The organism is Myxococcus faecalis (assembly GCF_050039385.1).
GTDB lineage: Bacteria > Myxococcota > Myxococcia > Myxococcales > Myxococcaceae > Myxococcus > Myxococcus fulvus.
Genome location: NZ_CP144336.1, coordinates 1,202,967 through 1,226,378, shown reverse-complemented (window position 1 = coordinate 1,226,378; position 23,412 = coordinate 1,202,967). Strand labels below are relative to the sequence as shown.

Genomic DNA, 23,412 nt, shown 5'->3' with positions numbered 1-23,412 from the left:
GGATACTCCAGTGGATACATGGGCGCGGACGGCCAGAACCGCGACGTGCTCAAGACGGGGTGTTCCCCGTCGCCGAGAGCCTGTTCTCGGGCACGGCGTTGGCCGCGGGCGGTTCGGAAGGAAGCGTCGAGGCGAGCGGATGGGAGGGAATCACGTCCGGAAGCTCTTCCTGGACGCGCCGCGCGCGAGGGGACGAAAGCAGCAGGCCCACGGCGCACAACACCGTGAGGCCGATGACGACGAAGAGGAGCGCGATGCCGCGGCCGGGGCCGGTGCCCAGAAGGCGCCCCATGCTGTCCGCCAGCGCGCCGCCCGGAGCCATCCACGGCTCGAAGACGCGGTCGGCCAGCGGACCCGCCACCAGCGTGACCAGCAGCACCGCGGACTGGCCCACCGTCTTTCGCAGCGCGGCCACCCGGCCCTGGATCTCCAGCGGCACCTTCGTCTGCCAGAGCACCTGCGAGTTGGCCGCGGTGAGCGGCATGGAGAACAGGAACAGCATCGCCGCCGTGGCGAGCAACGCAACGCTGGGGGGCAGCGCGGCCAGCAGCAACATCGTCGCGGCGATGAGCGGGAAGCCCGCCACGCCCCGCATGCGCTGCTTGGGGCCGCCCCACACGCTGGTGAGCACGCCCCCGGCCAGCATGCCCAGGCCGGACACGGAGCCGATGACGCCCAGGTTCTTCACGTCCGTGAAGCTCAGCACCAGCGGCGTGATGAGCAGCAGCACCAGCGCCATGCTCGCGTTGGTGAACGTGGTGAAACACAGCAGGTACGTCAGCCCCCGCCGCTCGCGCACGAAGCGCCACGCCTCGGCGAGCTCCGCGCGCATCGAGCGCTGGCCCGGAGCCCGCGCCGCGCTCGGCGGTGGTGACGGGAAGCGCACCGCGACGAGCACGCTCGCGGCGAACAGGAAGCTCAGCACGTCCATGAAGAGCACGCCGTGCAGGCCGATGCTGCCCACCAGCACGCCCGCGAACACCGGCGAGGCAATCTGGCTGATGGCCGCGCCCAGCTCCGCCAGTCCGCTGGCGCGCCCCAGGTGCCGCTTGGGGATGAGCAGCGGCGTCGTCGCCTGCCACGCGGGCCACCGGAACGCCGTGCAACAACCGCCCAGCAGGACGATGGGGTACATGTACCAGCTCTGGAACTTCAGCCAGCCGGCGTTGTCCGCCACCAGCAGCGTCCAGATGAGCCCCGTGGTGACGCCCGAGCCCACGTCGCTCCAGAGCATCGCCTTGCGCCGGTCCCACCGGTCCACCAGCACGCCCGCGAACGGCGACAACACCGCCAACGGCAGCGTCGCGCAGAACGAGATGAGCACGAAGCGCGTCGTGGAGCCGGTGAGCTGGTAGACGTACGCGCCCAGCGCGAACGCTGTCAGCCCGGAGCCGAACAGGGAGACGAACTGACCCAGCCAGACCAGGGCGAACGTGAGCAGCGGGCGCGACGGTGAAGCAGGCGACGGGGCGGTCATTCGTCGAGGAGGAGCGAGCTGGGTTGCCTGGCCAGCTTCCCACGGGCCAGGGGCACGGCACAGGAACCGGGGTACTCTGGGATCAGCTTCACAGCCCTGACGCATTCTTGCAAACAGACTACCCGGACAGTCGCGCCGGCCCGCGTGGAAACACGGACGGTGCGTGTGGCCCGGGGGAGGTGGCGGGGGAGGGGGCCCTCGTTGCGAGCCGCCGGCCGCGCCTCAACTTCTTGGAACAGCAATCCGTTCACCCTCACCAGGAGGCCGTCGATGGCTCAGGCTGGCAAGGATGTCGAGACACTCAATTCCTTCTTGCGGGGCGAGATTTCAGCGGTGGAGACCTACCGCCAGGCGATGGGGCACATCGAGCACGACGTGCGGCGGCGCACGCTCGAGGAGTGCCTGAAGGACCACGAGCAGCGCGTGGAGGCGCTCAAGGAGCGCATCCGGCAGCTCGACGGAGAGCCCGCGGAGGGCTCGGGCGTGTGGGGCGTCTTCGCGAAGGTGGTCCAGGGCGGCGCGGACCTCCTGGGCGAGGACAAGGCCATCTCCGCCCTGGAGGAGGGCGAGGACAAGGGCCTTCGCGACTACGAGCAGAACGCGGGCAAGGTCCACGGCGACTTGCGCCGCTTCGTGCGCATGGAGCTGTTGCCCAAGCAGAAGAGCACGCACAAGAAGCTCAGCCACCTGAAGCACACCCTGCACTGAGGCCTGGGGCGCCCCCCTCACCTGGGCCCGGGCCTGCGCGCGTCGCGGGTCCGGGCCCGCTTTTGTTGGGGCTCTCAACTTTCGGGAATGCCTGTGACCTTTTGAATGCCCGAACGGCCACGGACGTCGACGTCCGGGACGCACGTCGGGTGTCCTTCATGCCGGGTCGCGAGGCTCTTGGAGGTTGCCGACGGGGCGTGCGATAACCGGGGGTCCGCCGACGAGGCCGGAGGAGATGCATGTGGCTGGACGACAGCTCTTCGGAACGCGAACATTCCTCGTCGGAAGGCGCGCGGCGCGAGCACGAAGGAAGTGTTCAGCATGAGCCCCAGGAACCGGAGCCCTTGAAGATGGCCCAGGCCCCCGCGGTGCCGAAGGAGGGCAGCCACGCGGGCGCGCTGAGCGCGAGCTGCGAGGCGCTGTTCCGCTCCACCGAGCAGGCCCTTCCGTGGGCCTGGAAGCTGCTGCAGCTGGCCAAGGGCTCCGGCGCGCTGGCCGTCGAGGCGCGTGGCGCCGCGCTGGAGTTCCTGGACCGCATCCCTCCTCACGTCCGCCGCGGGGTCAGCGAGCTGCTCGCGTACAGCAACCTCTGGCAGGCCGTCTGCACGCGGCTGGGCCGCCCGGTGGCGCGCTCGACGGAGGAGCTGCTGCGCGAGCTGAACGAGGACCTGCAGCTGCTCTTGCGCGGGGCGCAGGCGCGGCTGGGCACCACCGCGGCGCTGGAGCAGGGGCTGCTGTTGCACCTGGGACGGCTGCGCGAGTCGCGCGGCAAGGAGCCCTCGGCGGCGCTGGAGCTGAGGGCGTCGCTGGATGCCTTCACGCACGCGGTGACGCAGGTGATGTCCTCGGCGAGCGCCTACCGCCGGGCGTGGGAGGCCGCGCAGGCGGAGCTGACCGAGTCGGCGGAGTGGCTCGGTGCTGGAGACCCGGGCTTCTGCGCGTGGCTGGCCGAGCACCTGTCGGCGTCGGTGCCCGCGTGGCGGGAGGCGCACGCGTCCAGCCGCCTGTTGCAGGAGCTGGGCGCGCTGTCCGGCCCTCCGTAGCCGAGCCTAGACCTCCACGAGGATGCGGTGCCGGTAGAGCTCCAGCAGCACGTCCTCGGACAGGTCCGCCTGCTTGTGCTCGCGCAGGTGGTGGCGCACGGCCTCCACGCTCTGTCGCCCGGTGAACTCCACGAGCAGTCCGTAGGCCTCGCCGGGCAGGGCCACGGCGTCGAAGTCGCTGTACGCGCCCAGGGCCACGCTGCCGTCGGGCATCCACTGCACGGTGGCGTCCGCGTTGAACTTGAGCGTGCGCGGCAGCTGGGAGGACACGGCGGTGCCCAGGTGCGCCTCCAGCGCCTTGAGCTCGATGAGGCCGTCCAGGCCGAGCAGCTTGTCGAGCCCCGCGGCGTCCAGCCCGCGCACCAGCCGGTGGCACTCGCGGTAGTAGTCCACCTCCAGGCCCACGTAGCCCTTCCACAGGTCCGCGTAGGCGCGCGCGGGAGGTGGCGCGTCGTCCAGGTCCTCGACGGCGAGCGGTGAGGGCTGCAGCTCCGGGCGGTCCTTGCCGGACAGGATGTAGTCGGGCAGCAGCTGGAGCGTCGTCCAGCGCGACAGCTGGATCTCCGTCAGCGTCAGGTACGTCTTGAGGGACATGTAGAACCTGCGGCCGTCCGCGCCCGCCACGTACTTGCAGAAGAACGTGGAGCACACCGCCTCGCGGTAGGGCCAGATGGTGCAGCCGCCGCTGTGTTGCGCGTAGTAGGGGCAGCGCAGCGACGCGGCCCGGCCGAAGAACTGGGTGCCGTTCTTGTAGAGGAAGTTGAACTTGGCCGGGGGCTTCACCCACTGCGGCGTCACGCCGATGCGCGCGGCGATGCGCGCCTCCATGCGCGAGCGGCCCTCGGACAGCTCCGGCCGCTCGTCCGACAGGAGCGCGCCCACCAGGTAGTTGGGCAGGCGCGGGAAGTAGGTGCAGCACTTGGTGTCGGGGCGGAACAGGCGGCTGACGCCGTCCACGGCCTCCACGCTGCCCTGGGCGGAGCCCTCGCACATGGCGCAGTTCGAACAGGTGGCCTTGGTCTCCTCGGGGACGTCCTGGCGGAAGAAGCCGGGGAGCAGCTCGCGGTAGAGCTCGGGGAGGGAGTCGAGGAGGCGGGGCATCGAGGAGCTCGGGGAAGGAGGTCAGCGAGCGGAGGGGTCGTACCACTCGAGCCGATAGGTACAGGAGTCCTCGTCGTGACGGGTGCGGGAAATGGTCAGCCCCCGGACACCGATGCGATGCAGCCCCTCCTCCAGCACACCCTCGACGAAGCCCTCGGTGGCCGCGGGCTCGTTGAACCAGAGGTCCGCGGTGGTGGGGTTCACCACCGTGACGCGGGTCTCGGTGAAGTTGTTGCCGCTCCTGAAGTTGTGCGTCATCCGGCCCAGCGAGCGCATGGGGCCCAGCACGCGCGCCAGGGTGAGCACCGCCGCGCCCATGACGGTCTGCGCGTAGCCTTCAATCATGCGCCGCGCGAGCAGCCGGCGCGCCTCCTCGAGCGTCCGGTCCGGATGGAGCGCGCGGGCCACCGTGTCCAGGCAGCGCACCCAGACGGCGTGGGGATAGGCGGCCTGGAGCGGGCCGTCCAGGTCCATGCCCATCTCCCGCAGCTCGTTGCGAAGGTCGTAGGACAAGTCCTTGTCGAGGGTCTTCAGATACAGGCTGTCCACCGTGTTGCCGAAGATGACGCGCTCCTGGCTCATGCGCTTTCCCCCAAGGTCGCCGGCCACCCACCGGCGCGCGCGCATTCTCTCCGGAGCCGACCTCCCAAGGCCAGTCCTGTCGGACGTGCCCCGCACGGTGGGGCTCCGAGGAGGGGGCAGACCGCGACGGGCCTCGGGACAGGTGATCGCGCCCCGGCGACGCTCCTGGATGTGACGGAGGGCGTCATCGAAAGTGTGTCACGCCATCGCAAGGTGTGTCTGTCCGATGGAGTCCTGGATGGGCGTCCGTGGTGTGGTTTGGATGTTATGTGATTCCCCTTATTGGTCGGGTTGAAACTGTATGGCATACAGGGTTCGAGCGCTCGAATGTCTGGCGTTCTGGGGACGGATTCCGCTCAGTCGTGGACTTCGAGTCGGGTCGTCCCCCCTCCCTCACGAAAGGATGCCCCCGTGACGAAACACGATGCCGTCGTTCGTTGGGCCATGCTCCTGGGACTGCTGGTGTTCGCCAGCCCAGGCGTGGTGATGGCGCAGCCGCTCCCTCCCTTCAAGGAGGTGCACGTGGTCTTCCTGATTGACCGCAGCGGGTCGATGCAGACCGTGCGCTCGCTGGACAACCGGCAGCGGTTCGCGGTGGGCATGCAGATGGCCAGGGAGGCCGTGGAGGCGGGTTCGTCGCTGCCGCGATACATGGCGGTCTGGTCGTTCGAGAATAATTCATATCAGGTGCATCAGGATTTCACGACGGAGCCCCAGCTCATCTTCAATGCCTTGAGCGCCTTGCAGGCGGGAAGTGGGACGACCCCGCTGGCCTACTCGGCCTGCGAGGCGGTGAACAAGCTGAGAGGGTTTCGTACGAATGTCTTCGCGCAGAAGCGAATCGAGCTGAGCTCCGACGGCCAGGAGAATGACAGTCCCATTGGCTCCGAGTGCCAGGGCTCGGACAGCCCCGCGATGGACCCCCAGTCCTGGCAGTGGAAGGTGAGGAACAAGCTGCGGACCGGAAATGCCCAGAACACCAACGTGCCTCCGACCGGCTATGAGATTGTTTCTCATATCACCTTCTTCGGGAGCTTCCTGACTCTTCGGGATGGCGGCTCGGAGGTGGTCCCGGAGGTCTCGCGGGACGGGAGGCTTGTCGCGGATGCGAGCATTCCCGCTCCCACTGGCGGCCCGTTCGTCAGGTACCTGCGCACCATCGCCGAGGAGTCCGGTGGGCGGCTCACGGTCGTCGAGGACAACCAGCCGGTTCCCGCGCTCGGCGACGTCGACCGGAACGGCTGTGTCAACAACGTGGACCTGGACCTGGTGCTCGCCAACTTCGGGAACACCGTTCCGCCTGGGGACAAGCGGGCCGACATCAACGGTGACTTCATCGTCGACTACAACGACTACTCCATGGTCATCGCTCAGTGGGGGATGGGCGGTCGGTGCAACGTGACCTTCTGACGTGAATCCTTGGGGCGTGGGCCCGGCAAGCTGTCTCAGGCCGGGTCCACGCCAGGGTCGGCTACTCCCGCCACACGCGCATGGGGACCCAGGGCTGCGGTCCGGCCGTGCAGCCTCGGCCCAGATTGCCCAGGACGATGCTGTAGTCGGTGAAGTCCACGACCTTGTCTCCGTTGAAGTCGGCCTTGGGGTCTCCAGGGGGGATGCTCAGCCCGTAGTTTGCGAGCATGAGGTAGTAGTCCTTCGAGTCGATGCACCCGTTGCCATCCGTGTCACCCGGGATGGGAAGTGGTCGTGAGTCCTCGATGGGCATGTATTGACCGCCCGAGTCGCGCGACAACCCCCGGAGCAGGACGAGGAAGGGGGATTCGAGCGGGTCCGCGAAGGGCGACAGGTTGAGGTGGTTGTAGAAGACGTCCGCGTCGAACACGAGCTGGAAGGGATTCGGGCTGTCGCGCAGCGGGTCGCCCGTCTTGAGCATGTTGCGGACCTTCCACTGCCACGAGCCCTCCTCCAGGTCCGGGTAGCGCTTGTTGCTGGACGGCCCGTAGCACAGCGAGTCTTCGGGCGTGCTGTTCTCCTCTCCGTCGGAGATGAGGTGGACCACCTTGCGTGCGTCCACGCCGGGCTCGAACTGGAGCAGCTCGTCCGCCGCGTCGCAGACGGTCACCGCCAGCGGCGTGGCCCCCAGGCCCGAGGTCAGGTTGTTCAGCGTCGTCACCGTCGACGCCCCGTCCATGAAGCCCTGCTCACGGCGGTAGGTGGCCCCCTCGAACGTCCACACGGCGAAGCGGCGCGGCAGGACATTGGGCGTCTGCACGAAGTCGCGTCCCCGCGTCACGGCCTCCACGAAGCGCGTCTGGCCCGAGGCGCGCGTCGTGAGCATGGAGCCGCTGCGGTCGATGAGGATGATGACGTGCTCCTCGGTGAAGGCCCGCGCGTCGGCGCCGCCCAGCAACACCAGGGCGAGTCCGCTGGCCGCGAGCGCTCCAGGCGCCCGCCCGTTCAGTCTTCGAGGCAACATGGGTGTCTCCTTGTCGGGTGCTGCGGAAGGGACCCAACGGCCGTCCCGTGAAGCGTGGCGCCTCAGAACATCTCCACCTGCGTGGGAATGAGGCGGTCATCCCGCGTGCCGTCCCCCAATTGGCCCTCGCCGTTGTATCCCCACGCCCACGCCGTCCCGTCCGAGCGCAGCGCCATCGAATGGTGGTCCCCCGCGATGATGGCCACCGCGTTGCTCATCCCCGCCACCATCACCGGCACGTGGCGGTTCTCCAGCAGCCCATCTCCCAGCTGGCCGTCGAAGTTGAACCCCCACGCGCGCACCGTGCCGTCCGAGCGCAGCGCCAGCGAGTGGAAGTTCCCCGCCGCGATGGAGACGACGCCCGTCAGGTTCGACACCGGCCCGGGCGCGTTGAGGTTCAGGGTCGAGCCATTCCCCAGCTGCCCCGAGCCGTTGTAGCCCCAGGACCACACCGTGCCGTCCGAGCGCAGCGCCAGCGAGTGGTAGCCCCCCGCGATGATGCTCGTCACCCCGGTGAGCCCCACCACCTGCACCGGGACGATGTGCCAAGCGTTCGTCCCGCTGCCAATCTGTCCGTCGAAGTTGTAGCCCCACGCCCACACGGTGCCGTCCGAGCGCAGTGCCATGGAGTGGCTGTGGCCCGCGGCGATGGCCGTCACGCCCGTCAGCCCCGTCACCCGCACGGGCACGTTGCGGTCCGCCGTGGAGCCATCCCCCAGCTGTCCGTAGCGGTTGAAGCCCCACGCCCACACCGTGCCGTCGTTGCGCAGCGCCAGCGAGTGCAGGGCCCCGGAGGAGATGGCGGAGATGCCCGTGAGGTTGGAGACCCGCACGGGCTGCGAGCGGTCCACGTTGCTGCCGTCGCCCACCTCGCCCCGGCTGTTGACTCCCCAGGCCCACACGGTGGTGTCTGCCTTGAGCACCACGGTGTGCTTGTCGCCCGCGGCCACGGACACCGCGCCTGACAGCCCCATGAGGGCGGGCGTCAGCCGGTCCGCGCCCGTGCCGTTGCCCAGCTGGCCGCTCTCGTTGTCGCCCCAGCTCCAGACATTCCCGGACGCGTCCAGGTAGACGGAGTGCAGCTGGCCCGACGTGACACCCGGGTTGCCCAGCGTCTGCGTCGTCCCCACGCGCACCGGCGACATGCGCGGCTGGAAGGTGCTGTCACCCAGCTGGCCGAACGCGTTGTCGCCCCAGGCCCACACGGTGCCGTCCGCGCGCAGCGTCAGCGAGTGCTTGAAGCCCGCCACCAGCGTGACGCCGCCCGTGAGCCCCGCGAGGATGGGCACCCGGCTGCTCGTCAGCGTCCCGTTGCCGAGCTGCCGGTAGCGGTTGTCGCCCCAGGCCCACACCGCGCCGTCCGAGCGCACCGCCAGCGAGTGGTAGTTGCCGGCCACCACCGCCATCACCTCCGTCAGCGGCACCTGGACGGGCGCGGTGCGGTTGCTCACCGTGCCGTCTCCCAGCTGCCCGGTGGCGTTGAGTCCCCAGGCCCACGCCGTGCCGTCCGAGCGCAAGGCCACGCAGTGTGACGCGCCCGCGGACACCGTCGCCACGCCCGTCAGGCCGAGCACCTGGGCGGGCTGGCCGCGCGTCGTCACCGTGCCGTCGCCGAGCTGACCGCTGCGGTTGTCGCCCCAGGCCCACACGGTGCCGTCCGCGCGCAGCGCCAGCGAAGTGTTGCCGCCGGCCGCCACCGCGATGACCTCGCGCAGGCCGGGGACCTGGATGGGCAGCGAGTTGCTCGTCGCCGAGTGGGGACCGACCTGCTTGTAGCGGTTGTCACCCCAGGCCCAGACGGTGCCGTCCGAGCGCAGCGCCACGGAGTGCGAGAAGCCCGAGCCCACCGAGAGCACACCCGTCAGGGACTGGACCCGCACCGGCTGCACGCTCGCGCTGGTCGTCCCCGTGCCGAGCTGTCCGGAGTAGTTGTCGCCCCAGCCCCAGACGGTGCCGTCCGAGCGCAGCGCCAGCGAGTGGTAGTCCCCCGAGGCCACCGCCACCGCGTCCGTGAGCTGGCTCACCTGCACCGGCGTCGGGCTGTCGGTGAGCTGGCCGTTGCCCAGCTGTCCCTGGCGGTTGTAGCCCCAGGCCCACACGGTGCCGTCCGAGTGCACGCCCACCGAGTGGTATTGGCCCAGCGACAGGCGCGACGCGGAGCTCCGGCCGGCGAGCGGCACGCGCACCTGGCTCAGCGCGGGGGCCGGCGCCATCGCCCACTCGCCGCAGCCCGCGAGGAGCCACAGCGCCAGGACGGCGCACCACCGGACGGAACTGCTCCACGTCGCGTTGCGGAACATGCGCGAACCTCCCCGACAAAGGCCGTCAGCGACGGCAACAGGACCTGCTTGCGGAAACTCCTTCAACCCTCCACCCCCCACCGAGCGACGAGCGCCCGCAGCTCCGAGGGGCGCGCCATGCGGTGTCGCGGAACCTGCGCGAACCTCCCCCACAAAGGCCGTCAGCGACGGCACCAGGACTTGCCTTCGGTGTCCTTGCAGCCGTCCACCACCCACCGAGCGACGAGCGCCCGCAGCTCCGGCGGCAGCTCCACGCCCGCCATGGGCATGCCGGGCGAGGCGGCCACCAGGCCGTGCTCGGCCTCCAGCGCGCGCGTCTCCAGCCGCCGCCAGAACTCCTCGCCGGACTTCTTCTTCAGATAGCTCTTCAGCCCCTGTGCATCCGCCGTGAAGGCACTGGCGGCGCGAGGGCTCGTCGCGTGGCAGTGCACGCACGTGGCGTCCCGGAAGAACGGGCCCCAGAGGTACGCGAGCATCGTCGGAGGCACCGGGCCCGGCGCGGCGGCCTGCTTCACCGCGAGGCCCGTGACGCGTGCATCCAGCTCGCGCTCCTTCTCGCGTCGCTGCTCGTCGAACAGGCGATGCAGCAGCTTCGCCTCGTCGAGCGTGAGCGGCACCTCCGGCATCTGCCGCCCCTGGCGAGCGTGGGGCGAGGGCTCGCGGCAGTACTCGTACGTCCACTCGGGCGTGTAGAGCCCCAGCGACACGCCGTCGCGTCCGGAGAGCGGACGGGGGCCGGTGTGGCACGCGGCGCAGCGCGCCTTCCACAGCGCGTCGGCGGCGGGGCGCTCGTGCGGCGTCAACCTGGCCAGCGGCGCCTCCTTCGCCGGCAGGCGCACGGCCAGCAGCGCGGCGATGTCCTGGACGTCGCCCGGGCGGAGCGCGGGGTAGGCCATCATCCGGGGGGCGCGGCTGCCCTCCTTCTGCGAGAGCGTGCTCGGCCGCCTGAGGAACGCCGCGAGGCCCCGCGCGGAGATGCGCGGCACCGCGTGTCCGGGCTCCTCGAGCAGCTCCGGCGCGTTCATGTACGACAGCGGCGTGGTGGCCAGGTGGGCGAGCTTCTCCTCGCGCACCGGCACCGCGAAGTAGCGCGGGTCCGGCTCGCGCTTCTGGCGCTTGCGGGCCACGTCGTTGATCTCCGCGTGGCAGCCGTAGCACTGGCTGTCGGTCCACCGGCCCAGGCCGTTGGCGAAGCGCGTCTGGGGCTCGGTGCGCTGGGACGTGTGGCACCCGGTGCACTCCTGGGCCACCCCGCCTCGCGCGGACGCGGACGCCATCCCCGCGAGCAGCACCAGCGCGAGCACGGCCAGCCGCCTCACGGCGCCAGCTCCGCCGGCTGCGTGAGCCTCACGCGCGAGACGTCCTCGGACTCCCATCGCGCGATGTCCTCCACCACCTGGCCGAAGTCCGAGGCCGTGGCGCGCTCCGCGTCCGGCTCACAGGCCCGGTAGGCGCCCACCAAGGCGAAGCCGGACACGGACCACGTGGGCTCCACGGAGCCCGTGGGCCGGGGCAGCCGGGTGACGATGCAGCGCTGGAGCTTCGCGCGGCGTTGCCGCGGCGTCTCGCCCTCGTCGGGGGCGTCCTTGCCCGAGCACGCCATGCCGCCCACGAGTCCCATCAGGACCCAGACCCATCGTGTCTTCATGAAAAGCTCCCGAGCCGGGAGCGTCATGGCCCACGCCATGTCCGCCCCCGGCTGCCGATGTGAGGGTTCGAATGTCCGGGCGCGGCGTCTCAGCCGTGCTCGAGCGCCAGCGGCGCGGGCGTGCAGATGGCCGAGGAGCTCCCGGCCACCGCGGGTGTCATCGTCGCCGTCTGGGCGGCGAGGTCCAGCGTGAAGGCCTTCACATACGTCTCCCAGCCCACCTGAGGGTCCGCGGTGACGAAGAGCGAGGGATTGGTCTGCGCGAGCTTCGCGGACTCGAAGAGCACGTCCCAGCTGTTGCCCGTCACGCCCCCGGTGGGCTGCGACTGGAGCGCGCCGTTGGTCACCAGCACCTGGTTGATGCCCGGCACGTTGAGCAGCGGGCTGGAGGGCGCGCACAGCGGCACGTTGACGCGCAGGGTGATGACGGGGTTGGCGGCGATGTGGGCGCGCACCATGGCCTCGTCCGCCGGCAGGAAGTGGACGCTGATGCCACACACGAGCGGGTAGTTGCCGCCCACGGCCTTCGGCTTGTAGCTGGCGGGGATGCCGGGGAGCAGGTCGATGATGGCCTGCGTCGGCTGGCAACCGGTGGCGGGGAAGGTGGGCAGCAGGCGCGCGTCGGTGATGCCGTGACGGCTGATGAAGCCGTTGTACAGGTTGAGCGTATGGGCGGTGGGGTGCAGGTTCACGAACAGCCGCCGCATGCCGCCCACCGTGGCCACGGAGTCCGTCGCGACCTGGGCGTACTGCGTATAGAAGATGGGACCGCGGTTCATGCCCATGTACGGGATGAACACCATCTCCGACTCGCGAAGGGTGCGCGCGTAGTCGAGCGGGGGCGTGTCCGTCTGGGCCTGGGCGGGGGCAGCCGCCAGACACAGGGCGAGCGTGAGACAGAGCGAGAGCAATCGCATGGGTGCAGGGCCTGGGGTGAGGATGGAAAGGGGGGCGGAAGCCGCCAGGAAGGTGGCCTCCGCCCCGGAGTCGAATCAGCGCCAGCGACGGATTACGGCTGGCCCAGCAGCGCGCGGCAGCCCGCGTCGTTCATGTTCCAGTTCACGCGGCCCATCTCGAAGCCATCCATGAGGCAGGTGACGTTGAGGTTGGTCTTGACGGTGAAGTCCGTGGGACCCGGGTTGTACTGGATGTAGACGACCTCGTTGCGCTCCAGGATGAGCTTCTCGTAGTTGGCGCGCATGGTGAAGATGGAGTTGGTCTGGTTGGAGACCTGGCCGTTGACCGGCGTGGTGTAGCGGCGCACCTCGTTGAACAGCTCGTCCTGGAGGCGGGCCTGGACGGCGTTCACGACGTTGATGAAGTTGGCGTCATTGGGCGCGGTGGGGCCCCACTGGCCGTTGCTGCCGAGGTACTCGATGCGGATGCCGCAGGCGTTCTCCGCGGAACACGTCACCAGGCGCTCGAAGAAGGCGCGAACCTCGATGTCCACGCAGGAGCTCAGGTGGAAGGCCGCGAACGCGCTGGCCTGCTCGAACAGCGAGCGCCAGTTCACCGTGAAGCGCGCCTGACGGGTGAGGTTGTGCGTCTTGATGTCCCAGTCGATCTGCGCCGTCATGATGTTGTCCCACTGGGCGCCGGTGGCCATCAGCGCGCGCAGCTGCGGCGTCCAGCCGGGCAGGGTGGTCGCCTGGAAGGCGATGTCCTGCGCCACGACGCTGCCGCTGACGGCGGGCAGCGTGTTGAACTTGTACATCACGTTGGTGTTGATGTCGTACGGCTGGGACGGGTCCAGGTGCGTGAAGCACACGGGGACGCGCACCTCACGGCCGTTGACGACGAGGATCTCGAAGTCGCAGTCGACCTCCACGCGACCGTTGACGGGCGCGTAACCGGACAGCACGAACTGCGTGGTGGAGCGGTTGGCCGGGGCCGGGGCGATCTGGAAGCCCAGCGCGGCGGCCTCCGTGGACAGCCGGTTCAGCGCGCCCAGGTCACTGGTGGTGGAGAACGAGCCACCCAGGTTCGCCAGCTCCAGGCCCGCGAAGTAGCCGAAGATGGGGATGAAGGAGGTGATCTGGAAGCGGGGGATGGGGTTGGTCGTCTGGGGCGACTGCACGGCCACGCCGCCGCGGCGCGGGACGTAGTAGACGAGGTTGTTGTTGTCCGTGTCACCCAGCAGGGTGAACGCGTCCTGGACCGTGGGGGAGAAGTACTGCGCCATGGGCTTGGCGGACGGGGACATGGGCGCCGCGAGCGCCTGCGTCGCGGTGAGCGAGAGCGCCGCGGCCGCGGTGGTAGCGAGAAGCTTCTTCATGGATTGCATTCCTTTTGCGTGGCGTGAGGAATAGAGGGCGCACCCGTCCCGTGCCTGCGTGCCATGGGCGCGCAAGCCGCGTGCTGGCGTCGCGGTCACCCGCCCGTCACCGAGCAGGCACCGAAGCCGGGCCAGGTGCTGTGTGGCTGGATTCCCCCCTCTGTCCAGACGGGGTGCTTCTTCCTGGACAAACCCATCCTACCGATTGCGGGTGTGACTGCCAGTGCGGGTTGGGTTAAAGCGACTTTGTCGTTCAATGTTGTTTTGTCAGTGAAATCTAGTTTGATTTTGTTTGGGTTTCCCGAGGGGTCGGCGCGAGCCTCGGGGGCGACACGTCACACGCGCGTGAAGCCTGTCGTTCTGATGCAAGTGCTTGGATGGGATGTCTGCGTGGAAACCGCACGTCGGTGTGCGTCGTGTCCTGGCGCGGCGGGTGACACACCCGTGCGCGGCGCGAAAGACGGACCCGGAGCCTTCCTGGCAGGGACGTGGGAGGGCGTCCGGGTGGACGGTCCACGCGGGCCGCTGGGAGCGGAAGTGTCCCGTCCCGCTGCGCCCGGCTGGAGACCTTGGGGGCGGCCCGCGCTGTGCGTGTGGCGGGCTGGGACTCGGTGAGGTGCTGGTCGCGGTTCCCTGCCGGCGATGAAACGGGGATGAGGGCGTGAGTCCTTCACCACCCGTATGAATGCGGGGTGTGTCTCGACATGAGGACGTGCGACAGAATCCCGTTGGCGGGAAGTGTCCGGTACACTCCACGGCCAATGCAGTGGGTCACCTCGCCGGTGCGCTTGCGCGGGACACGTGCCATGGACGGCTCTGGTTCCTTTCCTTCGTTCGCTGTTCACCGTGCCGGGGACACCCGCTCACGCGTGCGGGAGTCGATGGCGCACAAGTTCCCGCACTTCGTGCCGGTGGCGCGTCAGGCGCTGTCGGTGCTGGTGGGGGCATGCGACGGCTGGCAGCGGACCTTCCCGGCGAGCCGGGTGTCGGACGTGGTGCCGGAGCTGACGTCGTGGGAGCGCTTCCTGTCCACCGAGCCGCGCTCGCGCCGCGTCATGATGACGGTGCAGCCGCTGGGCATCGACACCCGGGGGGGAGGGTGGGTGTCCGCGCTGCTCGCGCAGGTGGCCCGCTGGCACGTGGGCACGCGGGGCCGTCGGCACAACCAGCCCACGGATGTCTGGCTGGCGGGGCTGGGGCGCATGGGCCTGGATGCCCGTCAGCGCGTCGCGGATGACGGGGTGCTCACCGTGGCCGTCACCGTGCCCGGAGGCGGCTTCCGGGTGGCCCGGCTCCCCCTGGTGGGCGCGTCGCTCACCTCCGAGGCGGTGGCGGCGCTCCTCGAGTCCCGCGCCCCCTGCTCGCTCTCCGAAGCGCGCCGCGACGGGCTGCATCCCCAGGTGGTGGTGGACGCCGCGGGCCACGGCGACAGCGCCTGGACGTCCCATCTGCTGACGTCGAGCGCCTGGCTGGGGGCGCGGGTGGAGCGGACCACGGGCTCGCTGGAGCTGGCGTTCGACCACCTGGTGATGGACGGCACGGCGATGATGGAGGTGTCGCGGGCGATTGCCGCGGGGCTGCCTCGCGGGCTCCGGGGCGCCGACGGCGGGGAGTGGCTGACGGGGCCTTCGGACCCTTCTCCGTTGCTGCGCGTGGCGCTGCCCGAGCAGCTCGACTTCCGCAACCTGGCGTGCGCGGTGCTGGGGGCGCTGGGGCGCTCCCACGGGGGGCTGTTGCGCACGGACAACCCGACGATGCTGGTGCCGGTGTTGCCGGACGCGCCCACGTCGGTGCCAAGGCCCTGGCGGCGCATCCGCATCGCGGTGATTCCCTCCCTCACCCGAGACGGCCCGGTGACGCCCGCGCGGGTCTCCCACCTGCTCGAGCACACCCGGACGGAGGGCGGCGTGCTGGAGGACATCTTCTCCACCCTGTACTCGCCGTCGCTGCCCTGGTGGATGCCGTCGCTCACCACGCACGGCTTCGCCTACACGCCGGGGCTGCGGCAGGTGGCCTCCGCGCTGTGCGGCAACGCGCTCCTGTCGAAGATCACCCTGGAGGTGGAGGACGAGGCCGCGCTGGAGCGGCACGCGCCCATCCACTTCAACACCATGCGGCCGCTGCCCGCCGTGGGCGGCGGGGTGGCACTGTGCGTCACGGAGGTGCTCTGCGTGACGCGTAAAGGCGTGCGCAAGCGCTTCTTCGGCGCTATCGCTGGCAGCGGTCCCTTCACCGCCCGGGAGCGGCTCATCGCCTTCCGAACCGAGCTCGAGCGCGAATTCCCCCGAAGGGTGCGTTCCGTCACGCCCCCTTCCTTCTGACCCGCCGTCCCCCTCCGGCGCACGAGAATCCCCCACTCATGGTCAATCCCCCCGACCCCGGCCGCATCGTCCCCAGGCCGCACCTGAAGTTCCACTTCGATGCCACCTTCCCCCGGGTCTGGCACCACAACGGCCTGGGCTCGACGCACCTGTGGAACGGACTCAACCTGCTCTTCCCCCAGGGCGAGCGCTTCTTCGTGCGCAGCGTCAACCACTACCTCCCCGCGCTGGCCGACGTCCCGGAGCTGCGCGCGCAGGTGAAGGCGTTCTTCGCCCAGGAGGGCCAGCACGCCCGCGAGCACCAGGACTACATCGAGCTGCTGGAGTCACAGGGCTACGTCATCACCGGCTTCATGAGGGCGTACCAGCGCATCGTCTGGGGCTTCATCGACAAGTACTTCCCGGCCTCCCTGCGGCTCTCCATCACCGCCGCGCTGGAGCACTACACGGCCATCATGGGGGAGAACACGCTGACGCTCGGCGTGTTCAAGGACGGCCACCCCGCGATGCGCCAGCTCATCGAGTGGCACGCCGCCGAGGAGATTGAACACAAGGCCGTGGCCTTCGACGTGCTGCGCAAGGTGGCGCCGGGCTACGGCCTGCGCGTGACGGGGATGTTCGCGGGCATCATCGCGCTGTACGGCCTGTGGTTCGCGGCCACCGTCACGCTGCTGAAGCAGGAGCCGGGGCTGGGGTGGGGTGGCATCTGGCGGGAGCTGCGGCGCGCGCACCAGAAGGACCCGGTGCTGGTGCGGGTGCTCTGGCGTGGGCTCAAGGAGTACCTGCGGCCGTCGTTCCACCCCCTGGACAACGACAACCTGCACATCGCGCGCGCCCACCTGGACTCGCTCGACGTGCCCAGGGCGGAGGCCGCCTGAGCGGACGTGTCGTGGCGCCGCGGCTCGCCGTCCTCGCGGCCTTGTTGGCGCCGATGGGGGCGGGGGCCTTCTGGGTGAAGGACCACGAGGCCCTGACGCGGGTCGCCATCGAGCGGGCGACCCAGGCGTCGCCGGGCCTGGAGAAGCACCGTGACGCGGTCCTGCACGGTGCGACGGCGGAGGACCTCAACCTCCACGTGAAGTGGACCGGGTGGCACCACTACTTCCGGCCGGAGGGGAGGGTGGACTCGGGGCCGCGCGAGGGCTCGGCGGCGCGGGTGCGCAAGCTGTGGGAGGAGGCGCTGGACGCGGCGCGTGGAGGAGACCTGGCGCGCGCGTGGGACAGGGCCGGACACCTGGCGCACCACATCCAGGACGTGGCCTCGCCGCCGCACGTGGTGCCGGTGAGCCATGGCTTCTCGGACGGGTTCGAGGGCTGGGGCCTGCGCGGCGTGCTGGAGCAGCTCCCCACGCGCGAGGTGGCGCCGATGTCCGGGTCCGACGCGCAGCTGGCGCTGGCGCGGGAGACCCTGGAGGTGGTGCGCACGCAATCGCTGCGCGCCGAGGATGGGACGCGGATGGCCTGGCGTGCGTTCTGGGTGGAGCCGGACGCGGCGCTGCAGGGTGCGTTCGGTGGGTATGGCGCGTCTGGGAAGGTCTTTGGACAGACGGAGGGTGTCTCGCCGGAGGCCTTTGATGTGTTCATGGCGGACCGGGCCGCCGCGGCGATTGCCTATACCCAGTCATTCCTCACCTGGGCGGCTCAGCGCTTCCAGGAGGTCGCCGAGCCCGGCGCCGTCTGGGTTTCGACTGGCGACTACAGCCCCGCGCCGGAGCTGTCCTTCCAGTTGCTGGGAGGCATGACACGCGACGCGCGAGGCGGCGCACCCGTCGCCGGGTTTCGCGCGGGGCTGCCACTTCCGTACGCGTCGCGGTTGTCCTTCGAGTGGATGCGCGGCGTGGGGCTGGGACGTCGTCCCCTGGCGACGGGAGGCTTCAGCCTGTCGTTGTCGTCGCCACCCTTGTGGGCGTGGCGGCCGACGTACGCGGTGGGCGTGGACGTGCGGGCCTCGCTGGGGGCGGGCGTGTTCTCGTGGGAGGGAGGCTCGCGCTTCGGGGTGCCCGTGGGCCTGCGGGCGCAGGCGACGCTGGGGGCGTTGTTCATCGCGAGCGCGGAGGCGCGCTACCAGGGCCTGCGCCCGCTCACCGACGACTGGACCCATGGGTTCGTGTGGACGCTGGGATGGGGCGTGGCGCTGGGAGACCGCTGACCCGACGCTTGCCCGGGAATGAAACAGGCGGGCTCGCGTTGTCCGGCGCGTCCCCCCGAGCACACCACGGCCCCTGGAGCCGTCGTCATGAAGACCTCGCGTAGGAAGTTCCTGGTGTATTCCGCCACGGGTGCGTCGCTGCTCGCGCTCGGGCCCGAGTCGCTGGCCGCGTCGAAGATGTCGGTGAAGAAGCGCATCCTCATCCTGGGAGGCACGGGCTTCCTGGGGCCCGCGGTGGTGGAGGCCGCGCGGGTGCGAGGCCACTCGCTGACACTCTTCAACCGCGGCAGGACGCGCCCGGAGCTCTTCCCCGACGTGGAGAAGCTGCGCGGCGATAGAGACCCCGACAAGGACGAGGGCCTGAAGGCGCTGAAGGGCCGCAAGTGGGACGCGGTGGTGGACACGTCCGGGTACTACCCGCGCATGGTCCGCGCGTCGGCGGCGCTGCTGGCGCCGAACGTGAAACAGTATGTCTTCATCTCCAGCGTCTCCGCGTACGCCAGCGACAGGACGCCGGGCGAGGACGAGCGTGGCCCCACCGCGACGCTCGCGGACCCCAACGTGGAGACGATGGGCAAGGACTACGAGTTCTACGGCGGGCTCAAGCGCGCGTGCGAGGAGGCCGCCGAGGCGGCGCTGCCGGGGCGCGTGGCCAACATCCGCCCGGGCTACATCGTCGGACCGGATGACCGCTCGGACCGCTTCACGTACTGGCCCGTGCGCTTCGACCAGGGCGGGGAGATGCTGGCGCCCGGCACGCCGAAGGACCCGCTGCAGATCATCGACGTGCGCGACCTGGCCGAGTGGCTGGTGCTGCTCATCGAGGGCCAGGTGAACGGCGTGTTCAACGCCGTGGGGCCCGCGGAGGCGTGGTCGATGGGCGCCATGCTCGACACCTGTCGGAAGGTGACGGGCAAGGACACGAAGGTGACGTGGGTGCCCGCGGAGTTCCTGGAGAAGCAGGGCGAGACCGGCGATGTGCGGCTGCCCATCTACATGCCGCCCACCGGCACCAGCGCGGGCACGCACCTGCGCTCCAACGCGAAGGCGGTGAAGGCCGAGCTCACGTTCCGCCCCGTGGACGTCACCGTCCGCGACACGCTGGCGTACTTCAAGGGCCTGCCACAGGAGCGGCGCGACAAGCCGCGCGCGGGCCTGCCACGGGAGCGTGAAGCGGAGCTGCTCGCGCTGTGGCGCAAGGCCCAGGAGGCGCCGAAGCCCGTGCCCGCAGCTTCCGGCAAGGGCGGGTAATTCCGGCTCTCCTACGTGCCGCGCCAGCGCTGACGTGTGAGGGGCACCCACCGTGCCCCCTGTCCGTCCGGGCAGCGAGCGGGCTGGCACGAAGTCTGTGCTCGCCCTCGCGACACACGGTGATAAGGACGCCCCGGCTGTTACCCAGGGCCTACCCTTTCCCATGTCCAGCATGCACTTCCTGCGCGGCGCTCCCGTCCTCTCCGAATTCCGGCTCGCCAAGCTGCTCGCGCAGTGCCGCGAGCAGGTGCCCTCCGTGTCGTCCGTCTACGCGGAGCACGTGCACTTCCTCGACGCCCCGGAGCCCCTGTCCGGTGACGAGCAGGCGATGCTCGGCCGGCTCCTCGAGTATGGCCCCAGGGTCCCCTCGGGCGAGCGCGCGGGCAGCCTGCTGCTCGTCGTGCCGCGTCCTGGCACCATCTCTCCCTGGTCCTCGAAGGCGACGGACATCGTCCACAACTGCGGCCTGGGCGCGAAGGTGCGCCGGCTGGAGCGCGGCCTCGCGTACTTCGTGGCGGGTCCCCAGGGACGTCCGCTGGAGCGCGAGCAGGTGGAGGCGCTCGCGCCGGTGCTGCACGACCGGATGACGCAGGCGGTGCTCACGCGGATGGAGGACGCGGCCGTGCTGTTCTCCACGCACGAGCCCCGGCCGCTCACCACGGTGGACATCCTGGGCGGCGGCAAGGGCGCGTTGGACCGGGCCAACCGCGAGCTGGGGCTGGCGCTCGCGGACGATGAAATCGACTACCTGGTGGCGCGCTTCACGGAGCTCTCGCGCAACCCCACGGACGTCGAGCTGATGATGTTCGCGCAGGCCAACAGCGAGCACTGCCGGCACAAGATCTTCAACGCCAGCTGGACGCTGGACGGCAAGCCGCAGGAGCGCTCGCTCTTCCAGGCCATCAAGAACACCTACGCCCAGCACCAGGAAGGCGTGCTGTCCGCCTACAAGGACAACGCGGCCGTCATCGAGGGCTTCACGGTGGACCGCTTCTTCCCGGACGCGGACACGGGCGAGTGGGGCACGGTGCGCGAGCCGTCCCACATCATGGTGAAGGTGGAGACGCACAATCACCCGACGGCGATTTCGCCGTACCCGGGCGCGGCGACCGGCGCGGGCGGAGAGATTCGCGACGAGGGCGCCACCGGTCGCGGCGCGAAGCCGAAGGCGGGCCTGACGGGCTTCACCGTCAGCCACCTGCGCATCCCCGGCCACGAGCGGCCGTGGGAGCAGCCCTACGGCAAGCCGGACCGCATCGTCTCCGCGCTGGACATCATGATTGATGGCCCCCTGGGCGGGGCCGCGTTCAACAACGAGTTCGGCCGGCCCAACCTCGCGGGCTACTTCCGCAGCTTCGAGGCGCAGGTGTCCACGCCCGAGGGCGTGGAGGTGCGCGGCTACCACAAGCCCATCATGATCGCCGGCGGCCTGGGCAACATCCGCGCCGAGCACGTGAAGAAGGGCCAGCTGCAGCCCGGTGACAAGCTCATCGTGCTGGGCGGCCCGGCGATGCTCATCGGCCTGGGCGGCGGCGCGGCGTCCTCCATGGCGCAGGGCGCGAGCGCGGCGGACCTCGACTTCGCCTCCGTGCAGCGGGACAACGCGGAGATGGAGCGGCGGTGTCAGCAGGTCATCGACCAGTGCTGCGCGCTGGGCGAGAAGAACCCCATCCGCTCCATCCACGACGTGGGCGCGGGCGGCCTGTCCAACGCGCTGCCGGAGCTGGCGCACGACAACGCGCTGGGCGGGAGGCTGGAGCTGCGCGCGGTGCCCAACGCGGAGCCGGGCATGTCGCCGCTCGAAATCTGGTGCAACGAGGCCCAGGAGCGCTACGTGCTGGGCGTGGCGCCGGAGGACCTGGCGCGCTTCACCGCGTTCTGCGAGCGCGAGCGCGCGCCCTTCTCGGTGCTGGGCGAGGCGACCGAGTCCCAGGTGCTGAAGCTGTCCGACGAGCGGCTGGGCACGCCGCCCATCGACCTGCCGATGGACGTGTTGTTCGGCAAGGCGCCGCGCATGCATCGCGACGCGACCACGCGCGCGCTGGAGCACGCCCCGCTGTCGCTGCCCTCGGACTTGAAGTCCATGGCCGAGCGCGTGCTGAGCCACCCGACGGTGGCGGACAAGTCGTTCCTCATCACCATCGGCGACCGCTCGGTGTCGGGGCAGGTGGCCCGGGACCAGATGGTCGGCCCGTGGCAGGTGCCGGTGGCCGACTGCGCGGTGACGCTGTCCACGGTGACGAGCACCACGGGCGAGGCGATGTCCATGGGCGAGCGCACGCCGCTGGCCGTGGTGGACGCGGCGGCCTCCGCGCGCATGGCGGTGGGCGAGGCGCTCACCAACATCGCCGCGGCGCGCATCGGCAAGCTGTCCGACGTGAAGCTGTCCGCCAACTGGATGGCGGCGGCGGGCAGCCCGGGTGAGGACGCGCAGCTCTACGCCGCGGTGAACGCGGTGGGCATGGAGCTGTGTCCGGCGCTGGGGCTCACCATCCCCGTGGGCAAGGACTCGATGTCCATGCGCACCGTGTGGCAGGACGGCGGCGAGAAGAAGACCGTGACGTCCCCGGTGTCGCTCATCATCTCCGCCTTCGCGCCGGTGCTGGACGTGCGCAAGTCGCTCACGCCGCAGCTGGTGGACGTGGAGCTGGACACGCGGCTGGTCTTCGTGGACCTGGCGCGCGGGCAGCAGCGGCTGGGCGGCTCCATCCTCGCGCAGACGCACGCGCAGGTGGGCCCCAAGGTCCCCGACGTGGAGGACCCCGCGCTGCTCGCGGGCTTCTTCTCGGCGGTGCAGGCGCTGAGCTCCGAGGGGCGGCTGCTCGCCTATCACGACCGCTCCGACGGCGGCCTGTGGGCCACGCTGTGCGAGATGGCCTTCGCGGGCCGCTGCGGCGTGGACGTGGACCTCTCGAAGCTGGGGCCCGACGCGGTGGCGGCGCTCTTCAACGAGGAGCTGGGCGCCGTGGTCCAGGTGCGCGCGGGCGACGTGGCGCGCGTGTGCGAGGTGCTGGAGCAGCACGGGCTGGGGGTGCACTGCCACGAGCTGGGGCGGCCCACGCCGAAGCTGGAGGTCCGTGTCCGGCACGGTGAGCGGGTGCTCCTGTCCGAGGGCACCATGGACCTGCGCCGCGTCTGGTCGCGCGTCAGCTACGAGCTGCAGAAGCTGCGCGACAACCCGCTGTGCGCGGAGCAGGAGTACGCGGCCAAGTGCGACGCGTCCAACCCGGGCCTGTCGCCGCTGTTGACGTTCGACGTGTCCAAGGACGTGGCCGCGCCCTTCGTGGGCAAGGGCGCGCGTCCCCGCGTGGCGGTGCTGCGCGAGCAGGGCGTCAACAGCCAGCAGGAGATGGCGGCGGCGTTCACCCGCGCGGGCTTCCTCGCGGTGGACGTGCACATGAGCGACATCCTCGCGGGCCGGGTGTCGCTGAAGGACTTCCACGGCGTGCTGGCGTGCGGCGGCTTCTCCTACGGGGACGTGCTGGGCGCGGGGGGCGGCTGGGCCAAGTCCATCCTGTTCAACCCGCGCGCCCGCGACGAGTTCGCCGGCTTCTTCGCGCGGCCGGACAGCTTCGGGCTGGGCATCTGCAACGGCTGCCAGATGATGTCCGGGCTCAAGGACATCATCCCCGGCGCGGAGCACTTCCCGCGCTTCGTGCGCAACGCCTCGGAGCAGTACGAGGCGCGGCTGGGGCTGGTGGAGATTGCCCGCACGCCGTCGCTCTTCTACCAGGGCATGGAGGGCAGCCGGATGCTCATCGCCGTGGCGCACGGCGAGGGGCGCGCGGAGTTCTCCGACGACGCGGAGGCCGCGCGCGTCAACGGCTCGGGCTTCATCACCACGCGCTGGGTGGACAACCACGGCCAGGTGACGTCGACGTACCCGGCCAACCCGAACGGCTCGCCGCACGGAATCGCGGGCGTCACCACGAAGGACGGCCGCTTCACCGTGACGATGCCGCACCCCGAGCGCGTCCACCGGCTGGTGCAGCACTCGTGGCGGCCCCGCGAGTGGACGGGCGATGACGGCCCGTGGATGCGCATGTTCCGCAACGCCCGCGCCTGGCTGGGCTGAGGCGCTGTCAGAAGGTCCCGGCTCGATGCCGCGAGCCAGGGCCGAGGT

Annotated in this window: 16 protein-coding genes and 1 pseudogene; 8 read left to right on the top strand and 9 right to left on the bottom strand. The window is 70.4% G+C overall.

Going from position 1 to position 23,412, the window contains the following annotated elements; all coding sequences use genetic code 11:
- Positions 1-49 precede the first annotated feature (49 nt).
- Positions 50-1,477, bottom strand: coding sequence for an MFS transporter (locus VZQ01_RS04820; protein ID WP_267696922.1), 1,428 nt, complete (start codon positions 1,475-1,477; stop codon positions 50-52).
- Positions 1,478-1,747: 270 nt separating this feature from the next.
- Between VZQ01_RS04820 and VZQ01_RS04815 the strand changes: the two genes are divergently transcribed.
- Both VZQ01_RS04815 and VZQ01_RS04810 read left to right on the top strand, forming a co-directional pair.
- Positions 1,748-2,185, top strand: coding sequence for a DUF2383 domain-containing protein (locus VZQ01_RS04815; protein WP_046712600.1), 438 nt, complete (start codon positions 1,748-1,750; stop codon positions 2,183-2,185).
- Between the two features lie 350 nt (positions 2,186-2,535).
- A complete protein-coding gene (locus VZQ01_RS04810) occupies positions 2,536-3,228 on the top strand; it encodes a hypothetical protein (protein WP_223746904.1) in 693 nt (230 codons plus the stop codon).
- Positions 3,229-3,234: 6 nt separating this feature from the next.
- Here VZQ01_RS04810 and VZQ01_RS04805 read toward each other — a convergent pair whose 3' ends face one another.
- Positions 3,235-4,329, bottom strand: a complete 1,095-nt coding sequence (locus VZQ01_RS04805) for a hypothetical protein (RefSeq protein WP_223746485.1) — start codon at positions 4,327-4,329, stop codon at positions 3,235-3,237.
- Between the two features lie 21 nt (positions 4,330-4,350).
- Positions 4,351-4,911: a DUF2378 family protein gene (locus tag VZQ01_RS04800; protein ID WP_223783162.1), complete on the bottom strand. Its 561-nt coding sequence runs from the start codon at positions 4,909-4,911 to the stop codon at positions 4,351-4,353.
- 327 nt (positions 4,912-5,238) lie between these two features.
- On the opposite strand from VZQ01_RS04800, the pseudogene VZQ01_RS04795 reads away from it, so the two are divergent.
- Positions 5,239-5,628, top strand: a pseudogene (locus VZQ01_RS04795) (vWA domain-containing protein); the annotation flags it as partial.
- A 754-nt stretch (positions 5,629-6,382) separates the two neighbouring features.
- Here the strand turns inward: VZQ01_RS04795 and VZQ01_RS04790 are convergent.
- The 6 genes from VZQ01_RS04790 to VZQ01_RS04765 all read right to left on the bottom strand — a co-directional run bounded on the left by VZQ01_RS04790 (position 6,383) and on the right by VZQ01_RS04765 (position 13,568).
- Positions 6,383-7,345: a VWA domain-containing protein gene (locus VZQ01_RS04790; protein WP_426746999.1), complete on the bottom strand. Its 963-nt coding sequence runs from the start codon at positions 7,343-7,345 to the stop codon at positions 6,383-6,385.
- A 62-nt stretch (positions 7,346-7,407) separates the two neighbouring features.
- Positions 7,408-9,645 (bottom strand): RCC1 domain-containing protein, encoded by a 2,238-nt coding sequence (locus tag VZQ01_RS04785; RefSeq protein WP_426746998.1) that lies wholly within the window; start codon positions 9,643-9,645, stop codon positions 7,408-7,410.
- Between the two features lie 161 nt (positions 9,646-9,806).
- A complete protein-coding gene (locus tag VZQ01_RS04780; protein ID WP_267696915.1) occupies positions 9,807-10,964 on the bottom strand; it encodes a hypothetical protein in 1,158 nt (385 codons plus the stop codon).
- Complete coding sequence (locus VZQ01_RS04775; protein WP_426746997.1) at positions 10,961-11,293, bottom strand: hypothetical protein; 333 nt, start codon at positions 11,291-11,293, stop codon at positions 10,961-10,963. Before VZQ01_RS04775 ends, VZQ01_RS04780 begins: the two co-directional genes overlap by 4 nt.
- An 89-nt stretch (positions 11,294-11,382) precedes the next feature.
- Positions 11,383-12,210: a hypothetical protein gene (locus VZQ01_RS04770; RefSeq protein ID WP_141332116.1), complete on the bottom strand. Its 828-nt coding sequence runs from the start codon at positions 12,208-12,210 to the stop codon at positions 11,383-11,385.
- 92 nt (positions 12,211-12,302) lie between these two features.
- The gene (locus VZQ01_RS04765) at positions 12,303-13,568 is read right to left on the bottom strand and encodes a hypothetical protein (protein ID WP_141332117.1); all 1,266 of its coding nucleotides are present in this window, start codon (positions 13,566-13,568) and stop codon (positions 12,303-12,305) included.
- 881 nt (positions 13,569-14,449) lie between these two features.
- Here VZQ01_RS04765 and VZQ01_RS04760 point away from each other — a divergent pair.
- The 5 genes from VZQ01_RS04760 (at position 14,450) to purL (ending at position 23,364) form a co-directional block, all read left to right on the top strand.
- Positions 14,450-15,889, top strand: a complete 1,440-nt coding sequence (locus VZQ01_RS04760) for a hypothetical protein (RefSeq protein WP_426746996.1) — start codon at positions 14,450-14,452, stop codon at positions 15,887-15,889.
- Positions 15,890-15,927: 38 nt separating this feature from the next.
- Positions 15,928-16,767 (top strand): metal-dependent hydrolase, encoded by an 840-nt coding sequence (locus tag VZQ01_RS04755; protein WP_141327062.1) that lies wholly within the window; start codon positions 15,928-15,930, stop codon positions 16,765-16,767.
- An 11-nt stretch (positions 16,768-16,778) separates the two neighbouring features.
- Positions 16,779-18,038: a phospholipase C/P1 nuclease family protein gene (locus VZQ01_RS04750; RefSeq protein WP_426746995.1), complete on the top strand. Its 1,260-nt coding sequence runs from the start codon at positions 16,779-16,781 to the stop codon at positions 18,036-18,038.
- A 393-nt stretch (positions 18,039-18,431) separates the two neighbouring features.
- On the top strand, positions 18,432-19,289 hold the full coding sequence (locus VZQ01_RS04745; protein ID WP_426746994.1) for a Rossmann-fold NAD(P)-binding domain-containing protein: 858 nt from the start codon (positions 18,432-18,434) through the stop codon (positions 19,287-19,289).
- Between the two features lie 163 nt (positions 19,290-19,452).
- Positions 19,453-23,364, top strand: coding sequence for a phosphoribosylformylglycinamidine synthase (gene purL / locus VZQ01_RS04740; protein WP_426746993.1), 3,912 nt, complete (start codon positions 19,453-19,455; stop codon positions 23,362-23,364).
- Positions 23,365-23,412: the final 48 nt, after the last annotated feature.

What these genes read in the sequence shown, in the direction of transcription:
- VZQ01_RS04775 (WP_426746997.1), bottom strand. Translation starts at nt 11,293, where the DNA reads ATGAAGACACGATGGGTCTGGGTCCTGATGGGACTCGTGGGCGGCATG.
- purL (WP_426746993.1), top strand. Translation starts at nt 19,453, where the DNA reads ATGTCCAGCATGCACTTCCTGCGCGGCGCTCCCGTCCTCTCCGAATTC.
- VZQ01_RS04810 (WP_223746904.1), top strand. Translation starts at nt 2,536, where the DNA reads ATGGCCCAGGCCCCCGCGGTGCCGAAGGAGGGCAGCCACGCGGGCGCG.
- VZQ01_RS04820 (WP_267696922.1), bottom strand. Translation starts at nt 1,477, where the DNA reads ATGACCGCCCCGTCGCCTGCTTCACCGTCGCGCCCGCTGCTCACGTTC.
- VZQ01_RS04755 (WP_141327062.1), top strand. Translation starts at nt 15,928, where the DNA reads ATGGTCAATCCCCCCGACCCCGGCCGCATCGTCCCCAGGCCGCACCTG.
- VZQ01_RS04805 (WP_223746485.1), bottom strand. Translation starts at nt 4,329, where the DNA reads ATGCCCCGCCTCCTCGACTCCCTCCCCGAGCTCTACCGCGAGCTGCTC.
- VZQ01_RS04770 (WP_141332116.1), bottom strand. Translation starts at nt 12,210, where the DNA reads ATGCGATTGCTCTCGCTCTGTCTCACGCTCGCCCTGTGTCTGGCGGCT.
- VZQ01_RS04815 (WP_046712600.1), top strand. Translation starts at nt 1,748, where the DNA reads ATGGCTCAGGCTGGCAAGGATGTCGAGACACTCAATTCCTTCTTGCGG.
- VZQ01_RS04765 (WP_141332117.1), bottom strand. Translation starts at nt 13,568, where the DNA reads ATGAAGAAGCTTCTCGCTACCACCGCGGCCGCGGCGCTCTCGCTCACC.
- VZQ01_RS04760 (WP_426746996.1), top strand. Translation starts at nt 14,450, where the DNA reads ATGGCGCACAAGTTCCCGCACTTCGTGCCGGTGGCGCGTCAGGCGCTG.
- VZQ01_RS04800 (WP_223783162.1), bottom strand. Translation starts at nt 4,911, where the DNA reads ATGAGCCAGGAGCGCGTCATCTTCGGCAACACGGTGGACAGCCTGTAT.
- VZQ01_RS04790 (WP_426746999.1), bottom strand. Translation starts at nt 7,345, where the DNA reads ATGTTGCCTCGAAGACTGAACGGGCGGGCGCCTGGAGCGCTCGCGGCC.
- VZQ01_RS04785 (WP_426746998.1), bottom strand. Translation starts at nt 9,645, where the DNA reads ATGTTCCGCAACGCGACGTGGAGCAGTTCCGTCCGGTGGTGCGCCGTC.